General features: G+C 68.2%; 17 protein-coding genes. 8 read left to right on the top strand and 9 right to left on the bottom strand.

The window, feature by feature from the left end:
* The first annotated feature begins 31 nt into the window (after window positions 1–31).
* The 5 genes from ACIRQF_RS30360 (at window position 32) to ACIRQF_RS30340 (ending at window position 6,083) form a co-directional block, all read left to right on the top strand.
* The gene (locus tag ACIRQF_RS30360) at window positions 32–223 is read left to right on the top strand and encodes a hypothetical protein (RefSeq protein ID WP_404096850.1); all 192 of its coding nucleotides are present in this window, start codon (window positions 32–34) and stop codon (window positions 221–223) included.
* A gap of 542 nt (window positions 224–765) precedes the next feature.
* Window positions 766–3,285, top strand: coding sequence for a DEAD/DEAH box helicase (locus ACIRQF_RS30355; protein WP_404096847.1), 2,520 nt, complete (start codon window positions 766–768; stop codon window positions 3,283–3,285).
* Between the two features lie 4 nt (window positions 3,286–3,289).
* A complete protein-coding gene (locus ACIRQF_RS30350; protein WP_404096845.1) occupies window positions 3,290–3,664 on the top strand; it encodes a hypothetical protein in 375 nt (124 codons plus the stop codon).
* A gap of 450 nt (window positions 3,665–4,114) precedes the next feature.
* Window positions 4,115–5,152 carry a tetratricopeptide repeat protein gene (locus ACIRQF_RS30345; RefSeq protein WP_404096843.1) on the top strand — a complete coding sequence of 346 codons (1,038 nt, stop codon included), beginning with the start codon at window positions 4,115–4,117 and terminating at the stop codon, window positions 5,150–5,152.
* Between the two features lie 727 nt (window positions 5,153–5,879).
* On the top strand, window positions 5,880–6,083 hold the full coding sequence (locus tag ACIRQF_RS30340) for a cold-shock protein (RefSeq protein WP_069934205.1): 204 nt from the start codon (window positions 5,880–5,882) through the stop codon (window positions 6,081–6,083).
* 111 nt (window positions 6,084–6,194) lie between these two features.
* On the opposite strand, the gene ACIRQF_RS30335 is transcribed toward ACIRQF_RS30340, so the two are convergent.
* The 8 genes from ACIRQF_RS30335 to ACIRQF_RS30300 form a co-directional block, all read right to left on the bottom strand.
* Window positions 6,195–6,782: a hypothetical protein gene (locus ACIRQF_RS30335; RefSeq protein ID WP_404096840.1), complete on the bottom strand. Its 588-nt coding sequence runs from the start codon at window positions 6,780–6,782 to the stop codon at window positions 6,195–6,197.
* Between the two features lie 335 nt (window positions 6,783–7,117).
* Window positions 7,118–8,980 (bottom strand): type IV secretory system conjugative DNA transfer family protein, encoded by a 1,863-nt coding sequence (locus tag ACIRQF_RS30330; RefSeq protein WP_404096837.1) that lies wholly within the window; start codon window positions 8,978–8,980, stop codon window positions 7,118–7,120.
* A gap of 163 nt (window positions 8,981–9,143) precedes the next feature.
* The gene (locus tag ACIRQF_RS30325) at window positions 9,144–10,502 is read right to left on the bottom strand and encodes an ATP/GTP-binding protein (protein ID WP_404096834.1); all 1,359 of its coding nucleotides are present in this window, start codon (window positions 10,500–10,502) and stop codon (window positions 9,144–9,146) included.
* A gap of 6 nt (window positions 10,503–10,508) precedes the next feature.
* Window positions 10,509–11,999: an SCO6880 family protein gene (locus ACIRQF_RS30320; protein ID WP_404096831.1), complete on the bottom strand. Its 1,491-nt coding sequence runs from the start codon at window positions 11,997–11,999 to the stop codon at window positions 10,509–10,511.
* 45 nt (window positions 12,000–12,044) lie between these two features.
* Window positions 12,045–13,283 (bottom strand): hypothetical protein, encoded by a 1,239-nt coding sequence (locus ACIRQF_RS30315; protein ID WP_404096828.1) that lies wholly within the window; start codon window positions 13,281–13,283, stop codon window positions 12,045–12,047.
* 2 nt (window positions 13,284–13,285) lie between these two features.
* Window positions 13,286–13,675: a hypothetical protein gene (locus ACIRQF_RS30310; RefSeq protein WP_404096825.1), complete on the bottom strand. Its 390-nt coding sequence runs from the start codon at window positions 13,673–13,675 to the stop codon at window positions 13,286–13,288.
* Entirely contained in the window at window positions 13,665–14,459 is a 795-nt protein-coding gene (locus tag ACIRQF_RS30305) for a hypothetical protein (RefSeq protein ID WP_404096822.1), read from the bottom strand. The genes ACIRQF_RS30310 and ACIRQF_RS30305 overlap by 11 nt, the downstream gene beginning before the upstream one ends.
* The gene (locus ACIRQF_RS30300; protein ID WP_404096819.1) at window positions 14,459–14,782 is read right to left on the bottom strand and encodes a hypothetical protein; all 324 of its coding nucleotides are present in this window, start codon (window positions 14,780–14,782) and stop codon (window positions 14,459–14,461) included. Before ACIRQF_RS30300 ends, ACIRQF_RS30305 begins: the two co-directional genes overlap by 1 nt.
* A 361-nt stretch (window positions 14,783–15,143) precedes the next feature.
* Here ACIRQF_RS30300 and ACIRQF_RS30295 point away from each other — a divergent pair, with 361 nt between their 5' ends.
* From ACIRQF_RS30295 to ACIRQF_RS30285, 3 genes are all read left to right on the top strand, one after another.
* Window positions 15,144–16,235 (top strand): M23 family metallopeptidase, encoded by a 1,092-nt coding sequence (locus tag ACIRQF_RS30295; RefSeq protein ID WP_404096816.1) that lies wholly within the window; start codon window positions 15,144–15,146, stop codon window positions 16,233–16,235.
* A gap of 48 nt (window positions 16,236–16,283) precedes the next feature.
* Complete coding sequence (locus tag ACIRQF_RS30290; protein WP_404096813.1) at window positions 16,284–16,985, top strand: hypothetical protein; 702 nt, start codon at window positions 16,284–16,286, stop codon at window positions 16,983–16,985.
* A gap of 124 nt (window positions 16,986–17,109) precedes the next feature.
* Window positions 17,110–17,316 carry a hypothetical protein gene (locus tag ACIRQF_RS30285; RefSeq protein WP_404096810.1) on the top strand — a complete coding sequence of 69 codons (207 nt, stop codon included), beginning with the start codon at window positions 17,110–17,112 and terminating at the stop codon, window positions 17,314–17,316.
* 259 nt (window positions 17,317–17,575) lie between these two features.
* Here ACIRQF_RS30285 and ACIRQF_RS30280 read toward each other — a convergent pair whose 3' ends face one another.
* Window positions 17,576–17,740, bottom strand: a complete 165-nt coding sequence (locus ACIRQF_RS30280) for a hypothetical protein (RefSeq protein ID WP_404096807.1) — start codon at window positions 17,738–17,740, stop codon at window positions 17,576–17,578.
* Window positions 17,741–18,136: the final 396 nt, after the last annotated feature.

The following is an 18,136-nucleotide window of genomic DNA, read 5'->3' as shown; positions in this document are numbered from 1 at the left end:
ACCGCCCCGGCCGGGCCAGCCTCTGCACATTATGGCGCAGCCCCGCCGCCGCGACCGGATCACGCTCCTCGGCCAGGAGAGCCAGATCGCGCCACAACTGCGCCAGGGGCTGGTCGACATGGGGATCGAGACGTTGCTGGACGCGCGACGTCCACATCTCGTGGCGGTTGAGCACCCCCTCGCGCTGCCGGTGCGCCCGGGCAAGCCCGGCAGCCACCGCTGACGGCACCGGCAGCACGCCGGCGACCTCGGGAGTCGCCCACGAGGCCCAGCGCACCACAAGCGGGGGCCCGCCGGGGTAGGCCCACCTGAGGAGCGGGTGATGGGAACAGTCGGCGAGCAGGAGGCTTTCCACCCAGGCACTGTTCTCCTTGGCGAACGCGACGAAGGCCTCCGGCGAGAGTCGAGTGAGCTCTTCAACGTCGGCCGGCTTTGCGCTCAGTGCGTGCCGACAGCAGTCGAAGCACCTCGGGTCGACGCGGTAATGGGCGGGGCAGGACTTCACCCGGCGACTCTACGACCCCCGCCGTGAGCACCCCGCAGGACAGGACGGCCGAGGGCGAGGGACAGCCGGGCTGAGGACCGTTCCAAGAGTCGGGCGGAGACGGCGGCGCAGGCCGTGACACCTAACGGGATCGCGCTTGCTCTGCTAAACCGACAGAAGAACAACGGTCTGGCCAGCAGGTTCGTGAACTCGCCCCCGTCGGAGGATCATTGTCTTCGCCAGCGGCAAAGACGCCGCCCGGGGGAAAAGGGGAACACGTCATGGGGCTGGACTGGAGCCGCATCGGTACGGGAGACCGGGAACCCCTGCTGCACCCGCGGGAGATCTTTGCCGCGCTAACCAATCGGCCCTGGCCCTATCTGCGCCAGGAGCAGGGCGAAGTGCTGGAGGGATGGTTCCAGCGCAGGAACGACCGCGATGTCGTGATCAAGCAGAACACCGGCGGCGGGAAGACCGCCGCGGGCCTGCTGATCGCGCAGAGCACCCTCAATGAGGGCATCGGAAAGGCCGTCTACCTCGCACCGGACACCTACCTGGCCTCGCAGGTCCGCGAGGAGGCGCGCAGGCTGACGCTGGCGACCTGCGACGACCCGAACGACATGGCCTTCCGTTCCCAGCAGGCCATTCTGGTCACGACCTTCCAAAAGCTCATCAACGGCATGTCCGTGTTCGGCGTCGTCGGCGACGACAGGGAGAGGATCGACCTCGGCCTGGTCATCGTTGACGACGCGCATGCGGCGCTGGCGACCACCGAGGGCCAGTTCCGGCTCACCATCCCCGCCTCGCACCCCGCGTACGCGGCGCTGCTGAAGATGTTCTCCGCAGACCTGCAGCACCAGTCGGCCAAGGGCTGGCAGGACATCCAGGCCGGCGACTACTCCGCGGCCGTGCGGATCCCGTTCTGGTCCTGGGCCGACCGGCAGAGCGAGGTCATGGCCCTGCTCCACCCCTATCGGAAGGACAAGGGCTTCAAGTTCGAGTGGCCGCTGATCGCGGAGGACCTGAAACTGTGCGCGGCCACGGTGACCAGCCGCGGTGTGGAGATCCGCCCACCGTGCCCGCCGATCCACATGATCCCGGCCTTTGCCCGGGCGGCCCGCCGGGTGTACCTGACCGCCACGCTCTCCGACGACAGTGTCCTGGTGACCGACCTGGACGCCGATCCCAAGCTGGTCGCCCGGCCGGTCACGCCCGGCCGGGCCTCCGACCTCGGCGACCGCATGATCCTGGCCCCGATCGCGCTCAACCCCTCCCTCGATGACGAAGCCGTACGCGTCATGGCCGGTCAGTTCGCTCTCGGCGACCGCGACGGCGACTGGGTGGCGGACTCACCGCCGATCAACGTCGTCGTCCTCGTGCCCAGCGACAAGGCAGCCGAGGCATGGAAGCCCTACACCGACCGCATCCACCACGTCGGTCAGATGGCGGCAGCAGTCGCCGAGTTGAAGGCCGGCCACGTCGGCCTGGTGGCGCTGGTCAACAAGTACGACGGCATCGACCTCCCCCGCGAGGCCTGCCGGCTGCTGATCCTGGACGGCATCCCCCGCCCGATGGACGCGGTCGAACGCCGCGAGGCCGTCGCCCTGGCCAACAGCCCGGCCCGACTCGCCCGCGAAGTCCAGCGCATCGAGCAGGGCATGGGGCGCGGCGTACGCGACAGCGACGACCACTGCGCGGTCCTCCTCCTGGGCGCCAACCTCGGCGTGGCCACCAGCGACCCGCTCCACCTCAGCCTTTTCTCCCCCGCCACCCGGGCCCAGCTGGGCCTGAGCCGGGACATCGCCGACCAGATCAAGGGCGAAGGACTGGACGGCATCCGTGCCGCCCTGGCCGCCTGCCTTGGCCGCGACCCTCACTGGCTGGAGCGCAGCCGCCGGGTCCTCGCCGAGGTCCGCTACGCCGAGACCAGCCTCGTGCGGCCCGAAGCCGTAGCCGCCCGCGAGGCCTTCGATCTCGCCTCCGCCGGACAGACCGGCGCCGCCGCCGAACGGTTGCAGCGGACCATGAACGATCTGCAGGATGACGCGCTGCGCGGCTGGATGACGGAGCAGAAAGCGGCCTACCTCCACCTGACCGACGCCGGGGCTGCTCAGCGCGTTCTGGCCGGCGCGGTGCACGACAACGGCTTCGTACTGAAAGCCGCTGCCGGCACCCCGCCCGAGAAGATCCGCGCCGCCGCCGTACAGGCCCGATCCGCCGCACAGTTCCTGGGCAAGACCTACGAGGACGGCAGGCTGCTGGTGCTGGGCGTGCGGGCACTGCTGGAACACATCGTGTGGGACGAGGAGCGCACCAATGATGCCGAAGCCGCCTGGCAGCGGCTCGGCGAGCACCTCGGGTTCACCAGTACCCGCCCCGAGAAGCTGTACGGCACCGGCCCCGACAACCTGTGGGCGCTGACCGGCGACCGGCACGCGGTGACTGAGCTGAAGACCGGCTGCACCACTGACACCATCGTCAAGAAGGACCTCGACCAGCTCGGCGGCAGCGTCCGCTGGGACCAGGAGCAGCACCCGGGCGTGGACGCGCTGGCGGTCATGGTCCACCCCAGCCGCGCCCTCGACCCGAAAGCGATCGCCGTCCCGGGGATGCGCGTGATCACCCCGCCGAAGCTGGACGACCTCAAGACGGCCGTGGTGGCGTACGCGGTCGCACTCAGCGACGGACCGGGCCGCTGGAAGGACGAGCAGGCCGTGGCGGCCCAGCTCAACCACCACAGGCTCACCGCCGGAGCCCTGTTCCAGGCATACGCCGAGGCCCCTACGGCAGCGGGAGCGTGACACCGTGAAACGCGGAGACAGCGACTACGCGGCCGCCCTCCAAGCCGTCGTGGAGATCCTGAAAGACCGGGCACGCAGCGGCTGCCGGCCGATGACCTACGGCGACCTGAGCGCGCTGCTTCTCGCCGACCATCACGCGGTTCCCGCCCACCAGGGACCGCTGCCGTTCCTGCTGGAGGACGCATCCGTCCAGGAGAGCCCCGGCGGAGACAAGCCCCTGATCTCAGCTCTCGTGGTTCTGCAGGACGAGCTGCGTCCCTCGACAGGGTTCTACAAGCTCGCCAGACGGCATCCGTACGCCGCGACCCGAAAGGGCGACAACGAGACCATCTGGATCAATGAACTGGATGCTCTCCGGCGGGAGTACAACACCAACTGACTGGCCTAAGGCCACCCAGGGCGCGCAGCCTCAGGGGGAGCCTGCTGACCTCGAGCCCCCGACGTAGAGGACGAAACAGCCGCGCAACAAGTGGGGTTCTCCAGAGATGCGCGGAGGGTGTGGAGGTGACTGCGGCGCCTGTTCCGGCCTCCGTGCGCGCTGATGGCGCTGCACATCGATCACGAGCGAACCACATATGCCGAATTCTTGATCAATAACGGCCATATGCCTGGCCACTAGTTGCCAGTCACACTGCAAGTCCACCAAACTGGCGTTGAGCGTTCAGGTGCGCTGTCTCGCAGGCCGCCCTTCCCACCGGGGCCAGTCACGAGAGAACCGGGTACCCCTCGGATCCATGTTGCAAGTGACGTGATTGGCGTGCCCAGACGACGGTCCGCGGCAGCACCGGGGTGGGACGGTGCGGATGCGGACCGGACTCAGGAGCACCGCATGACCTCCGCCCTTCCCCCTGCCGCTAAGAACACCTCCAGCAGGGCAGGACGCCCGGGCGAACTCGCCCTTCGGCTCAGCGCAGAGACGCACATCAGCTACCAGAAGGCGCTGGACGTCGTGCGCCAGGCGAGCCGTGAGGGACGGCTGCCAGCGCGCCTGGATGACGCAGGCGTCGACCTGGCCCTGCGTGTCCTCCTCGGCCAAGAATCCGTTCAATGGGCACCCGGCCTGGCAGGCTCCCCTTGGCCTACGAGCTACGAGCCGCTCATGTCCACGCTCCCTGGCATGCGTACGGAGTACGGCCGTCAGGCGCTGGCTATGGCCACGGCCGCGCCCCGACCCGGTGAGCCTGTAGAAGCCGACTGCGGCTTCTACAGCCCCGAGTACCTCGCCCTGGAAATCGGCGCACGACGGGACATCGTGCAGGACAAGCAGGACGGCATCGAACGCGATGTACTCAGCTGGCTGCTGGAATGCCTCGACGCACGGTGCGCGGAACGGCCGCAGCAGTTCAGCCTCCCCGATCCCCGGGGCGGACACCGAGTCGACGAAGCAATCGGTCTCGCCCGACGAGGTGACATGACACGAGCCGAAGCGGTATTGCACCGTGCTGTCAAGGCACAGCCCTGGGACATCGACGCATACGCCCACCTGGGAATTCTCACGCTGATGCGCCACGACGACGGTGAATACGGTGACCCGCTGTCGACCGCCACGTCACACGCCAGGCGCCTGTGCCTGGATGAGGCGCTCGGCTACTTCGAAGCAGCAGTCTTCGTCGGTGAGGCACTCCTGCCGCTGCCCTTTACCGGTCTGCTGCCGAAAGACGACTGCAGCAACAACGCTTTCTACCGGGCCGCTGGCGGCTTGGCGCACACGTTGTGGCGGCTTGGCCGCCACAACGCGGCGGAACGCACGCTGCTGTCCCTGCTGTACATCAACCCGTTGGACAACTACGGCGCCCGCTATCTACTGCCGCTCGTGCGTAGCGGCCAGCGCTGGACTGCAGACCTCGGCGACAAATACGGGTCCTAGGTAGCTTGGAGGGGTGAGCGCCCTGGTGATCGCTTCGGCCCCGTCAGTCGCGAAGGCTCTCCACAAGCCCCGCGGCTCCGGCACCCCGGCGTGGGATGATGCGCACAGGCATTCGACCTGGTCGGGCGGCCGGAGCGACGAACCATCGCAGTGGCTGGATGCTGTGCGGATCCGCGCCGAAGTGCCATGGCACGGCGACGATGTGCACGGGCGCGGTGCTGGTTGGCGAGTGCGGCCTACATCAGGAAGCAGCCCGGCTCCCCACCGCCGTCCTTGAACTCAGCGCGCAGCACCTCGGCCGTCTGGCGTACCCCATGCCGTCCTGCGCGCTGCCCCCGAGTCACCGGGCGACGGCAACGACCATCACGCCGAACGAACGTCGATGGCAGGCACCGCGTCGGCCTCTCCTACACCGCCGGGTTCATCCGCCAAGACCCTTCCGCCGTCGGTCTACGCCGACGACACCATCAGCTCGAACAGAGGCCCAAGACCGGGCGGCCGACCGGTTTCTGGATGGGCCTACACGGGGGGTGCCGGTGGCCCGGTGCGGACTGCGGCTTTTCTCTCTGGTGAAGGACCATGCGCCGTGTAGGGTCGCTGTCAGATGTCGTGGTTCGCAGTACCTGCCCGCGCTGTGCGCGGGCGCTTTGCTGTGCAGTGCCGGACCAGGGCGATCACCTCCAGGGCCGCGCGGTGCGGCTCCTGACAGCGAATGAGAGGCACGAGCATGGCCAGCGGAACCGTCAAGTGGTTCAACGCCGAAAAGGGCTTCGGCTTCATCCAGCAGGATGGCGGCGGGCCGGACGTCTTCGCGCACTACTCCAACATCAACGCCTCCGGCTTCCGTGAGCTGCAGGAGGGCCAGGCGGTCACCTTCGACATCACGCAGGGACAGAAGGGTCCGCAGGCGGAGAACATCACGCCGGCCTGACCCTCGGACGTCATCAGGCGGCGCTCTCGCTTGCTCTCACCGGTCCGGACCCCGTGGTCCGGACCGGTGAGAAGCAGGGCTGCTGGCGGTATTGTCGAGCGCAGGATGCCGCTAAGCAGCCTTGGGCTTGGCCGGACCACCGCCGACGGGTCCGGGAGGCCCGGCTTCGATGATCTTCTTGCGGTAGGCGGGGTCGGTGCCCCAGACCGTTCTGGACTTCTGCTGGTGGTAGCCGTTGGTGCACTCGCCGAGCCACGAGCGGCCGATCCGTTCGATGCCCCGCGCCCACGCGTCATGCCACAGGTAAGGCCCGGCGGCCGCATCCTCCTTGTTGTTGTACGTCGACTCCCAGCCGGTCCACAACGCGGTGAGTTCGGCCACCACGGCGCCGTGCTCCCACCAGCAGGCGTGCGGGAGCTGCTCGGTGGTCAACTCATAGGTGTCGGCCATGCGGATCACCCACGCGGTGAACTCGCCCCACAGTTCCTTGCGTTCGTCCTCAGCAACCTTGTGCCACGCGACGGGTGTGCCGGGAACGCGCTTGTTTTCGCTGCCGCCGTCTTCACCGGCCGCGCCCTGTTTCGCCGCGCCGCGCGCGGCCCCGCCGTCTTCGAGTCTGGCAAGGCGCGCGGCGAAACCGGTGAGTTCTCCGTTGATGGACTCCAGAGCGTCGAAGAGTGGACCAAGCGGATCAGGCACGGGGCACCGCCTTTCGCACCCGGCGGTTGCGCGCAGCACGCACGGTCACGTCTGAAGCCCTGGGGGAGCTCACCAACAGGGGAAAGCGGGGCCGGCGCCGCCCCCGGGGCCCGGCGTCCTCAAGACGGGCCAGACGGTCGGCGAATCCGGTGAGCTCGCTGTTGAGAGAGTCCAGGGCATCGAAGAGCGGGCCCAGAGGATTGCGAGGGTCGTAGGCCGGGGGGCGAGGCTGCGCTTGCGCGGCACTGGGCCTGGCGTCTTCCTCCAGGCGGGTAATGCGCCGTGCGAGGCTGGCCAGTTCTCCGTGCATCGCCTGCAGGACCTCCTCGGACCACTCAGCTGCTGGCGACATGGCTGTTCACCTTCTTCAGGGCTTCCTTGGTGGCTTCGCTGATCTCCTTGGCGCGGGGGCCTTCGTGGATCCGCTCGAACTTGACCCGGGTGACGGGGGTGCGGCGGTGGACGACCAGGCCTTCGCGTTCCTTGATCTGCCGGATGTCGCCGGGCTCGAGCACGGCCCGGCGGCGGGTGGAGATGCTGATGGAGGCGCGGTCGCCGTCGTCGGAGATGCTCTCGGTGTCTTCCTCGAACTCGCCGGCGAGCTGGGAGTAGGTCTTGAGCTCCTGCTCGTCTGAGACACCACCCAGAATGACCTTGATCGTGGCGGCCGCGAACATTTTCCTCACGCCCAGCTCTCCCCACCTCTCGTGGGCCTGGGCGAGGTTCTGGAGCACGGCGACCATGAAGATGTTCTGCGAGCCGGAGACGGACATGAGGCTGGGGATCTGCGGCAGGGGTGCCACGTTCGCCAGCTCGTCGCCGAGCAGTGCGAGCGGTGGGTCGAGGCGGCCGTTGGGCATTCTGGCGGCGATCACCTTGGCGGTGTCGAGGATGGCCCGCGAGAAGGCCGCCATGATGGGTGCCAGGCTGGAGCCCTCGTCTTCCTCACCGATGAGGAACACGGTGCCGCCCTCGGTGAGCCACTTCGCGATGGAGAAGTTCTTCTCGTCGCGAGCGGACTTGCCGAAGATCGCGGCGACCTTGTGGTCGTACAGGGCGAGGATGGACTGCTCGGCCGTGCGCCAGCTCGCCGAGCGCTCCTCGGGCGCCGCGGCGTGCTGGGCGGCCAGGGCACGGGCGAGGTTCTCCTGGCCGTGGGCGGCGAGGATGTCGACCGGCTGCCGTTCGGTGGGGGCGGTCGCCCAGCGCAGGATGTCCATCCCGCTCAGGCCCTCGAGCGCGGCCGCGTGCAACCAGCACGTCATCAGCATCTGGGCGTTCATGACGAAGTAGCCGCCGTTTTTCGTCCCCTCATCCGACTTGGTCGTACCGGTGAGGGTTTCGGCGCGCTTGCGAGCGACGGTGAAGTCTTCGCAACCGTCCACGAGGCTCCACTGCAGCTGGAGCGGCCAGTTGGACAGGCCGGTCGGGTCGAGCACCATCACCGGCCCGTACTTCTCGCGGCTCTTGGCCGTCGCGTAGAGCACGTCGGTCTTGGAGGAGGTGGCCAGCACACTGCCGGGGAAGTCGAGGATCCACGGCATGATCAGCTGTGACGTCTTGCCCTCACGAGGAGGGGCGACGATCAGGACGGTCTCCTCGAATGGGATGTACAGCTTCACCCCGGTCGGGATCGCGGTGCCGCAGAACACGGCGACCTCGGTCACCGGCACGTCGGTCACCTTCGGCGGTGCGCTGGTGCGCCACGGAAGCGCCCGGGGGCCGGCCGTCTTGTCGAGGGAGGGCCGCGGTGTGGCCAGGCTCGGGCGCAGCGCGCCGAGCCGGGACAGGGCCTTGGCCTCGCCCATGGCCTCTTCGAGCTGGCCGCTGGTGGCCAGTCCGTCGGTGCCCTCATCGTGCATCGAGCGCCAGCGCCGCCATCCGGCGCGGGCTCCCCAGCAGGTGCCGGCCGCCACGGCGAGGAAGGGCGGGTAGAAGGCGAAGGGCCCGCCCACCCCGGACCCTGCCGGGTACACGTCTTGCGGTTGCAGGGGATGGGCCAGCAGGGCGGGGATGGCGGACGCCGTCTCGTTCCACGACACTCGGGCCAGGGAGGCATGCGCGAGCAGACCGGAGACGACGGCGGCCACCCAGGCCCACAGGGTGAGAGCAACTGCAGTGATGCACAGGGCGATCCACCAGGCGTCCTTGTAGACGTGCAGGCGGTTGCCCGAGTGCGGGGTGACGACCTTGGCCACTACCGTGCACCCCCACCGATAGATATCGAGCCGCGGCCGACCGGCCGACGGGCGGTGTGCTGCACACTCGCGAAGGTGCCGCGATTCGGTTGGCCTTGCTGCCGGGTGGACGGGGGTGTGGTGTGCCGAGACGGCGCGCGGTCGGTGTGGTTCGAGGAGGTCATCAGGCTGCGCTCTTTCGCATCGAGATGAGCGGTGCCGCGGGTGCCTGGCTCCCGGAACTGGCTTCGGCCATCTTGCGGTTGGTGTTGGTCAGCTCCGACTCGGTGGCACTGCGGATGTGCTCCACCAGGTGCATCCGGTTGCCTACCTGCCACACGGCCCGGCCCGGTGAGCAGCGGCTGGCGCCGTCGACCAGGGCTTCGCGCGCCCAGTCGGGCAGTTGCAGGTAGTCCGCCGTGAGGTCGGCCTCGGCCTTGTCCATGTGGTAGAGCACTCGGGTGGCGGTGAGTTTCAAGATGGCCGCGGCCTCGGGTGCTTCGTCGACCATCAGGTCGCCGAGGTGGTGCAGGATCGCCCAGAACGACAGACCAAGCCGTCGGCCGTAGCGGACGAATTCTTCAAAGAGCCTGGCCACAGGGCGGTGGGAGAGGATGTGCCAGGCCTCTTCGACGATCAGTGTGCGTTTGATGCTGTCGCCGGGCTTGATCCACGCGTAGCGCAGCCACGGGCCGATCACACTCATCAGCAGCGGCATGGCCTCGCCTTCACGAGGCAACCGAGTGAGGTCGAAGACGATGAGCCGCGCGTCCAGGTCGATCCCGGGCGTGGTGGGGCCGTTGAACAGTCCCGCCAGGTCCCGGGTGGGGCTGCACAGTTGGTCCATGGCGAGGCTGGCGGGCTGGCCCCACTCGACCATGTCCTCGACGCCGACCTGGCGTCGGCCGAGCATGGCTGGCTCGGGGTTGGTCAGCGCGTCATGGATGTCGGACAGGACCGCGACCCGGTCCTCGGCTGCGGCCCTCACCTGCGCGGCCGCGTGGGCGACGGAGAGGGAGAACTCACTCTCACTGGTCAGCGGACCGCCGATGATCTCGACCATCGAGCAGAGGATCTTGAACTGGTACTGGGCGGGGATCCGGGGGTCGAGCGGGTTGAGCCGCACCCCTTCGCCGTCCTCGCCGCCGTAGATCAGGCGGATCGGGGTGACGCCCAGGGCCCGGGCGATGCCGTCCCATTCGCCGACGCCGTCCTCGCCCTGGGCGTCCAGGATGCAGAACGAGCGGTCCCGAAAGCGCAACTGCCGCAGCACGTAGCACTTTTCGAGAGACGACTTGCCGAACCCGGACTTGCCGAGCACGAGGGCGTGACCGCTGGGCAGGCGCTCGCGGGCGGACGGGTCGTAGAGGATGAACGGGTCGTAGATGTAGGCCTTTCCGGAGTAGATCTCCCGGCCGATGATCACGCCCCGGGGGTCCGAGGACGGGGCGCCGACTGCGGGGTACAGGCCGGAGGCGGTGGCGGTGGTGGTGCGCAGCGCGCGCCGCCTGGTCTGGGACTGGCGGCGTATGAGTTCGAGCATGGCGCCTCAGTCCTTCAGCAGTCCGGTGACCATGGGCAGGGTGTTGGCGAAGGCGCGGTACTGCTCGGAGTCGCACCACTCGAGCGCCAGTTGCGACTTGACCGCGGCCGCCCGCACCGTGTTGCGGTGCTGGACGAGGAGCTCGGGGTCGGGGGCGGTGACGGTGACCCACCCGGTCAGGCGCACGCCGGCTGCGCCGTTGGCCAGGTCGTGCATGGTGGAGGCGGATGCCCCCAGCTCGCGCTCCTCGCGCGGATCGGCGATCTTGCCGGGGTGGTTGTCTGCCTGGCCCGCCTCGTTGGTGACGTCCGCCATGGCGTCCTCGAGGGCCTTGTCGGCCGGCAGCAGCCGCATCGTCACCCCGACCGTGAGGATCACGTCGCTGACGTACAGCAGCAGCGGGGCCATGAAGTTGATGCCCACCGGCAGCACGGGGAACTGCTTGATCCACGCCGTGCTCGTGTACCAGGGGTCGGCGCCCTCCCAGCTGCGGGCCGCCATGCGGGTGGGCTCCCTCGCGTCCATCTCGGCGGGCCAGCAGCTGGCACGGTCCATGCCCCTGGTGTCGTTGATCCAGTGGTCGGGCGCGTAGGAGTGGTGGATCAGCGAGGCGAGCGCGGGCTCGTCCAGGTTGCGTACCCAGCGCAACTGAGCGCCGCCCAGGCCCCGGATGAACTGCTCGATCTCCTTGCCGAGGACCTCGCCGTACCCGTCGTGCAGGGTCTTGTAGGTCAGGGCCTCGGCCGACAGCTCCTGGGTGTAGGGGATGCCCAGCACCAGGAACAGCCGCCGGTCCTCGGCGTAGACGGAGACCATGTCGACCAACTGGTCGTAGGAGTCGCTCAGCCAGGAGGGCGCTGCCGGATCACGCCGCGCCGCGGCGTCGTGCGCATGGGCGTTCGGGTCGGTGGGCAGCAGTCGCGCCAGCCACTGCACGTACTGGATGCGCCCGCCCGACTCCGCGGTCTCCTTGAGCAGGTACTCGTAGGCGGAGATCAGCGCTTCCTTGTCCGCGCCGTCCAAACCGCCGAAATTCTTGGCTCCCTCGACCTCGATGCAGGTCACGAACATGGACTCGGTGGGCTGGAGCAGTACGGCGATGTCCCCGTACGCGGTCCTGGCCGTGATCCATTCCAGCGACTCGGGGACGCCCACCGGCTGGGCCACTGGCACCGGTGTGCCGTCCCTGCGGCGCCCCGCGAGCGGGGCCGTGGACTTGTACAGGAGCTTGCCGTCACGCAGCAGCCGGCGGTGGGTGCGGCGGATCTCGTACCAGCGAAGGAAGGTACGGCCCTTGTAGGGGACCATCGTGACGTAGATGCACGTTCCGGCAGCCCCGAGAGCACCGAGGATCTTCAGAGGGATCCCGGGCAGTCCGGCCAGCAGGCCGACGGCCAGGACGATGCCGCCGAGCAGAACCAGCTGCTCGTCCATCTCGAAGCGGCGCCCCAGCAGACCGCGCGGCCGCGGTCGGGGGAAGCTGAAGACGCGGTCCATCGCGACTCCTTTCTCAATGCGTGAAGAGGGAGGTGAGCGCTGCCGCTAGCTCGTGGGCGGCGGGGGCGGGGGAGCGGGGGCCGGAGGCGGGGGAGCCTGGCCGCCCTGCCGAGGCGGCGGCGGAGGAGCACCTCCCGGCCTGGATCCGGGCGCGCCCGACCGCGGAGGCGGCGCGGGCGCCGGCCGGCGGGCTCCACCGGGGGCTCCGCCGCGGCCGCCACCACCGCGCGTTCCTCCGCCTGACCCGCCGAGGCCCCGGCCCTTGCCGGACCCGCCGCCCTGCTGGCCACCGCCACCGCCACCGCCGCCGCCGCCACTGCCGCCGTCGCCGGAGGCGTTGTTGGCGCCGTCCTTCGCGGCCTGGATGGTCTGGTCGCGGGCCTGGTCGATGCCTTCCTTGACGGCCATGGCCGCAGCCGCAGGCGGTGCGGCCTTGCTGGCCACGCCTGTGGCGCCGCCCACGCCGCCGGACTTCGAGGCGGCCTGCGTCTTCATGTCGTCCTGTTTCTGCTTCACGGCCTTGGCCCGCTGCCCCGCCTCGTCCTTGACCTGGGCCATGGCCTGCATCTCGTCGCCGACGAAGGGCAGCCACTTCGCGACCTGGAAGGGCATGAACAGGGCGATGAACAGCAGCGCCAGGAACGTGAGGCAGGTGCCGATGGCCTGCGGCAGGGTCATGCGGTTGCCGCTTTGGGCGACGCCGTCCAAGAGGGCGCCCGCCAGGGCGAGGGCGAGGTAGATGCCCAGCTTGCTCGCGATGATCCCGCCCATGACCCCGACCCACTTGCGGGTATGACCCCACAAGTCCTTGTCGACGAGGCCGGAGAAGACCAGCGGGCCGAAGACGAGCCCGAGCAGGATCAGCGCGTTGCGCACGATGAGCATGACCCACAGGCCGAACACCGCCAGCAGGATCATCAGGGCAATCGGAATCGCAATGACCACCCCGACCCCGGGCAAGAGAAGCGAGATGGCTGCCAGAGCGGTGAAGATCACCATCCCGCCGACGAATACCTCAGCGATGTAGTCACCGAGAATTGCTTCCGCGGAGGTGTCGACGAAATCGACTGTGTACGCCACGGCCACCGGCATGAATCCCGCCACGGCCACGGACAGCAGCAGGTAGCCGACGTTCTCCATAGCAGCCTGGCCGAGAGGAACGCCTCGGACCACCCGCTTCACCACCGATATCAGCCACTGGACCATGGTGAAGACGGTGGCGAGGGCGAAGACGAGACCGTACAGCCGAATGAACCCCGGGTTTCCCCAGTCGATCTCCATCATGGCTAGTTCCCCTTCCCCGTCTCGGCCGGCGCGGGACTCTTGCCGTTCTTCGGGGCTGCGGGCTTCTTGCCAGTGAGTTCCTCACCAAAGGCCGAGAACATGCCCTTGGTTCCGGCTCGCAGTTTCTGCTCCATGTAGCCGAGCGGGTCACTCGCGAAGTCAGCGGCCGCGCTCACTCCGTCGACGACGGAGTCGGCGCCCGAGTTGTCGTAAAGCCACTTCGCGCCGGCCTCCGCTTTGTCGCACACCCACTTGCCGCCAGGTGCGTTGCACGGGTTGAAGCTGATCGCCTGGGCTTTGGGGGCCGCGGGCCCGGTCACAACGAGGGAGGCAGCGAACATGGCGGCAACAAGCCCCTGCGCCATACGCCGCCGCACGAATTCAGCCTGCATAGCGGGGCGCCTCGAATTCCTTGTTGGCCAGGCGCATGTCATCGGTGGACGACGCCGACTCATCCGGCGCGACGAGCGGGGTGGGACCGTCCGCCAGGTCGATCGTCGCGACCTTCCAGTCGCCGTCCTGCCACTGCAGGATCAACGTGTAGGTCGACCAGGTGCCCGAGACGGGCATCTTCGAGTTCTCGGTGGGGACGCCGACGACCTCGCTCATCCAGACCCTGACCGTCGCGGTGTCCTCGGAGTACGAGCGCACGCTGGTGCCGAGAGAGGCCGCCCGCATCACCATGTCCGGCGCCGTCTGCTCGGTCACCCCGAGCGATGCCATCAGCCCCTTGGCTGTCTGGTCGTCCTGCGCCTCCTGCTGGGACAGCGCGGAGGACGTCATCACCGTCTTCAGCACCTGGTGACGCAGCGCCGGGTCGGTGAAGTACCCCGGTGAGGAGCGGGCCATCTGGTAGTTGACCGCGGCCGCTGCGGCACCGTCCTTGGTGCGCGGATACCCCACAGGCACACCGCTCTTGACGGAGCTTGCCTTGGCGCCGGGCCCGCTGCCGCCGGCCTGCGAGGTGGGCGTGGAGTCAGCGGGCGTCTGAGGAGTCCCGCTGCCGTTCTTGCCGCCGCCGAACAGGATCAGCGCCATGCCCAGCGCGAGGACGACGCCGAAGATGACCGCGCCGATCTTCACCCTGCGCCACGGGGATTCCGGTCCGGTCCCGGGAGTCTCCGGCGCCTTGGCCGTCAAGCTCCGCGTACCGGTGTGCTTCTGGTTGACGGCCATTAGATTCCAAACCCGTAGACGATGCCGAAGAGCGTTGACATGGAGGCGACCGCGAAGAGTCCAAGAAGGGAGCTGGCGACCATCGTCTGCCCCTTCTTTGTCTCCATCGTGTTGTGCTGCTGATTGCCCACTCGGATGTGAACCGCTCCAACGATGGCGCTACCGAGGAGGAAGAGAACTGCGCCGGCCATCACGACACCGACGATGATCTTCGCCTTTGTTCCGATGGCGCCGAATACATTCCAGTCCGGCTTTATGCCGTCGGTGATGCTGCCTATGCCGCCGTTTGCGGCCAGCTCGACAACTTGCTGTGTTACCTGCACGAATCCCTCCCAAGCTGCGAAAGCCTGCCCCAGTCCGTGAAGGACCTGGACAATCGGTCGTCGACAGCGAGGAATTAGCGCGTCACGCCGAAGCATCTGCAGCCGAATACAGGGAGGCGGCTAAATCGCCCTCCCGGCGGATGTGTTGACGCATCCGCGATTCGATGCCTTAGAATTCAGCGCGAGTTGTCGATTCCCTGCTGCTTTCACTCGGCGCAGACGCTAGCCGCGCAATGTGCGGCTATGTAGTGGCGCATTCGCAGCCCTGGGACGCCCGGGAAAACGGGCTCACCCCATGGCACGGGAATTGCGGTTTCCGTCCCTCGTGGCGGGATGCGCATCGACGACTGGGGATCGAGACATGAGCACAGCCATACGCATCGCCGCGGGTGGCGTCGCGGCGATGTGCGGTGGGGCGCTCTGCCTGCCGCTGATGCTGGGTGCGGGCGGGTCGGACAGCGGACCGGCTTGGGAGGACGCCTGCACACCGAACAACTCGGCCATGCAGGTGGCCAGCAGCAAACAGGAGATCCCGGCCGCAGCGGCTGGGGGACAGGTCACCGTGCCCCTGAACCCTCAGGGCAAGCAGCAGAGCGTCAACTGGACCGAGGAACAGAAGCGCAACGCCAGCGTGATCACCAACGTCGCGCGCAGCCGCGGTATGCCGCCCCGCGCGGCTGTCATCGGCGTGGCCACCGCGATCCAGGAATCCATGCTCAAGAACATCCGGTACGGAGACCGCGACTCCCTGGGCCTCTTCCAGCAGCGCCCCTCCCAGGGCTGGGGGACCGTCGCGCAGGTCACCGACCCGATCTACGCGAGCAACTCGTTCTTCAAGCGCCTGGCCAACGTCGGCAAGTGGCAGACCAAACCGCTCACGCAGGCAGCCCAGAACGTTCAGCGATCTGGCTTCCCGGACGCATACGCCAAGTGGGAGAAAGCGGCCGGTGACTTGGTGGTCAAGAGCTGGGGCAAGAACGCCGTGCTCTCCACCACTTCCGGCTGCGATGCGGTGCAGAACGCCGCCAACACCACTGACGCCAAGGGAGCCTGGGCGCTTCCCGTGGAGAACTCCCACGTCAGCACCCCCTACCGGTCCGGCGGCGGCATGTGGTCCTCCGGCTACCACACCGGAATCGACTTCCCCGTGGCCACCGGCACCCGCGTCCAGGCCGTGGGCACCGGCACCGTCGTCGAAGCCGACTGGGGCGGTGCCTACGGCAACAACGTCGTGATCAAGATGAGCGACGGCAAGTACACGCAGTACGCCCACCTCTCAAAGATCACCGTGAGCCAGGGCCAGAGCGTCAAAGCCCGCCAGCAGATCGGCCTCTCGGGCGCCACCGGCAACGTCACCGGCCCACACCTGCACTTCGAAGCCCGAACCGGACCCGCCTACGGATCCGACATCGACCCAGTCGCCTATCTCCGCAGCCACGGACTCTCACTCTGACCACCCGAAGGAGGAGCGCCCGCGGCACCATGCCACGGGCCGCACACCATGAACACCAGCACGCGCTACCAGGTCCACATCAACCGCGACGGACAGCTCTACATCGAAAACGAACCGCAGGTCGTCCCCGACGGAGTCGACCCCTCTCAGGTCGTCGTCCAGGTCCTCCACATCGAGGCCGCCGGCAGCGGCATTCCCGTACTCGTCCAGGTCCAGGACGAGCGCAGCAACTCCCACTTCGACATGCAGGTGATGCCCGACGGCTCCACCCAGGCCGCAGGACCCCAGCTCGCAACTCCCCAGCCGGTAGCCCGCGGGCAGAATGCCCCCCTCTTCGAGCGGCTCGCCGCCGCCCAGGCCGCCGGCCGCGCCCACGACTTCGACACGGCCATAGCGGCAGCCGACGACATCCTGCAGCAGCTCACGGCCGAGCAGGGCGACACGGCCCCCGGCACCCTCGAGGCCGCACAATTCCGCGCCGACCTGGCCTATCTGAGCGGCGAGTACGCATTCGCCACCGCCTCATGGATCTGGCTCGCCCTCGCCTGGTTCGACCGGTTGGGCCCGGGCAAGCGGCGCACGCAGGTGGCCGCGCAGAATGCCGCCCACGCGTGGATGCAACTGTCCCCGCCGGAGGCGGGTCCCCTGGCGACCGACCTGGTCAACATGCTCTTGGAAGTAGCAGCCCCGGAACGCACCGCAACCATGCGCGCCCAAATCACCGAGCGACTCGGACAGGTCAACAACTAGGGGAAAGTCAGTGCCCGTCGGGCCTTGACAACCTTGCAACATCATCAGACTGCTACAGTTTTTCTGTCCGGAGCACAACAACCCTTACGTGCGCAAGAGCTTCGACGGCAGAGGAGGCAGGATCATGCGACGCCTGACGGTGTTCTTCCAGGGAGTCCTCACGCTCGGCGTCGTCGTCATGCTGCTGGTCAGCTGCCTGATGCTCGTCGCCCATGGCGGCCCCAGCATCGAGCTGGCCCAGGCAGTTGGTCTACTCGCCCTGTTCCTCGTGCTGCTGCTCGTAACCGAGCGCCGGACAACCGGGCGCTGGTTCAGGTGGTCACGCCGCTGAGGCCAGCGCCCACCCGGAGCTCTTTCGCTCGAGTCCGCCGCGGCGCGTTTGCTGATGGCTGCCGCTGCAGGGCCCAGCTGGAGAAGACGTATGCGAGGCCCGCCCGTCGTCCGCTCCCCGGGCGGGCTTCGTCACTCTGGGCGGTGCCGCCCCAGGACACCGGTCTCATACCCGATGGCGGCGGCGTGCGGAAGGGTCCGGGCCCGGAGTGAGAGCCGGGATCCGCACAGCAGTCGGTCGGCGGACTCTGGCCTGACCTTCAAGATCGTGGCGATCTGGCTGTGTGGCCACCGTCCAAGGGGCGCTTCATGAGCGGTGAGTTGCGGCTGTCAGGCCATCTGAGGATGGGCCGGTCGATGTGCCGACGCTCGACCTCGACGCCGCAGCCGACGGCGCGAAGCCGGGCGGCGAGTTCCTCGGCCACGGCAACCGACCGGTGCCGGCCTCCGCCGCACAGGGACCGAGGCCGAGCAAGGTGGGAACAGCCTCCGCCGGGACTGCGGCCCTTGGCCCATCCGAGGAGGGACGGTGCCGGAACAAAAAAGAGAGACCAGCCATACCCGCACCCGCGAAGGCGCAGGATTTCGAATGCCCAACTCGTCGGATGGGCCTTTGAGATGGCTGGTCTCGCATTCAGTTAACCACACATTCCACGCCGGCGGTCAAACCACCGGCCCGGAGGCCGAGTGTGAACCGGCTCGCCGTCGCCCTTGAACTCGCCACACGAATGCCCGATTCCCGCAGGGTGGGACGCCGAACGAAGATTCCGCAGCCATCGCACTCACCCCTTGGACCGCACCCCGGTTCCGGCTTGTTGGAC

The organism is Streptomyces sp. NPDC101191 (assembly GCF_044767915.1).
In the GTDB taxonomy this organism is placed as follows: Bacteria; Actinomycetota; Actinomycetes; order Streptomycetales; family Streptomycetaceae; genus Streptomyces.
The sequence above is the reverse complement of the archived record's forward strand: the minus strand, read 5'-3'. Positions and strand labels throughout refer to the sequence as shown.

What these genes read in the sequence shown, in the direction of transcription:
- ACIRQF_RS30325 (WP_404096834.1), bottom strand. Translation starts at nt 10,502, where the DNA reads ATGCTCGAACTCATACGCCGCCAGTCCCAGACCAGGCGGCGCGCGCTG.
- ACIRQF_RS30285 (WP_404096810.1), top strand. Translation starts at nt 17,110, where the DNA reads ATGCGACGCCTGACGGTGTTCTTCCAGGGAGTCCTCACGCTCGGCGTC.
- ACIRQF_RS30305 (WP_404096822.1), bottom strand. Translation starts at nt 14,459, where the DNA reads ATGGCCGTCAACCAGAAGCACACCGGTACGCGGAGCTTGACGGCCAAG.
- ACIRQF_RS30290 (WP_404096813.1), top strand. Translation starts at nt 16,284, where the DNA reads ATGAACACCAGCACGCGCTACCAGGTCCACATCAACCGCGACGGACAG.
- ACIRQF_RS30320 (WP_404096831.1), bottom strand. Translation starts at nt 11,999, where the DNA reads ATGGACCGCGTCTTCAGCTTCCCCCGACCGCGGCCGCGCGGTCTGCTG.
- ACIRQF_RS30355 (WP_404096847.1), top strand. Translation starts at nt 766, where the DNA reads ATGGGGCTGGACTGGAGCCGCATCGGTACGGGAGACCGGGAACCCCTG.
- ACIRQF_RS30315 (WP_404096828.1), bottom strand. Translation starts at nt 13,283, where the DNA reads ATGATGGAGATCGACTGGGGAAACCCGGGGTTCATTCGGCTGTACGGT.
- ACIRQF_RS30295 (WP_404096816.1), top strand. Translation starts at nt 15,144, where the DNA reads ATGAGCACAGCCATACGCATCGCCGCGGGTGGCGTCGCGGCGATGTGC.
- ACIRQF_RS30340 (WP_069934205.1), top strand. Translation starts at nt 5,880, where the DNA reads ATGGCCAGCGGAACCGTCAAGTGGTTCAACGCCGAAAAGGGCTTCGGC.
- ACIRQF_RS30310 (WP_404096825.1), bottom strand. Translation starts at nt 13,675, where the DNA reads ATGCAGGCTGAATTCGTGCGGCGGCGTATGGCGCAGGGGCTTGTTGCC.
- ACIRQF_RS30345 (WP_404096843.1), top strand. Translation starts at nt 4,115, where the DNA reads ATGACCTCCGCCCTTCCCCCTGCCGCTAAGAACACCTCCAGCAGGGCA.
- ACIRQF_RS30360 (WP_404096850.1), top strand. Translation starts at nt 32, where the DNA reads ATGGCGCAGCCCCGCCGCCGCGACCGGATCACGCTCCTCGGCCAGGAG.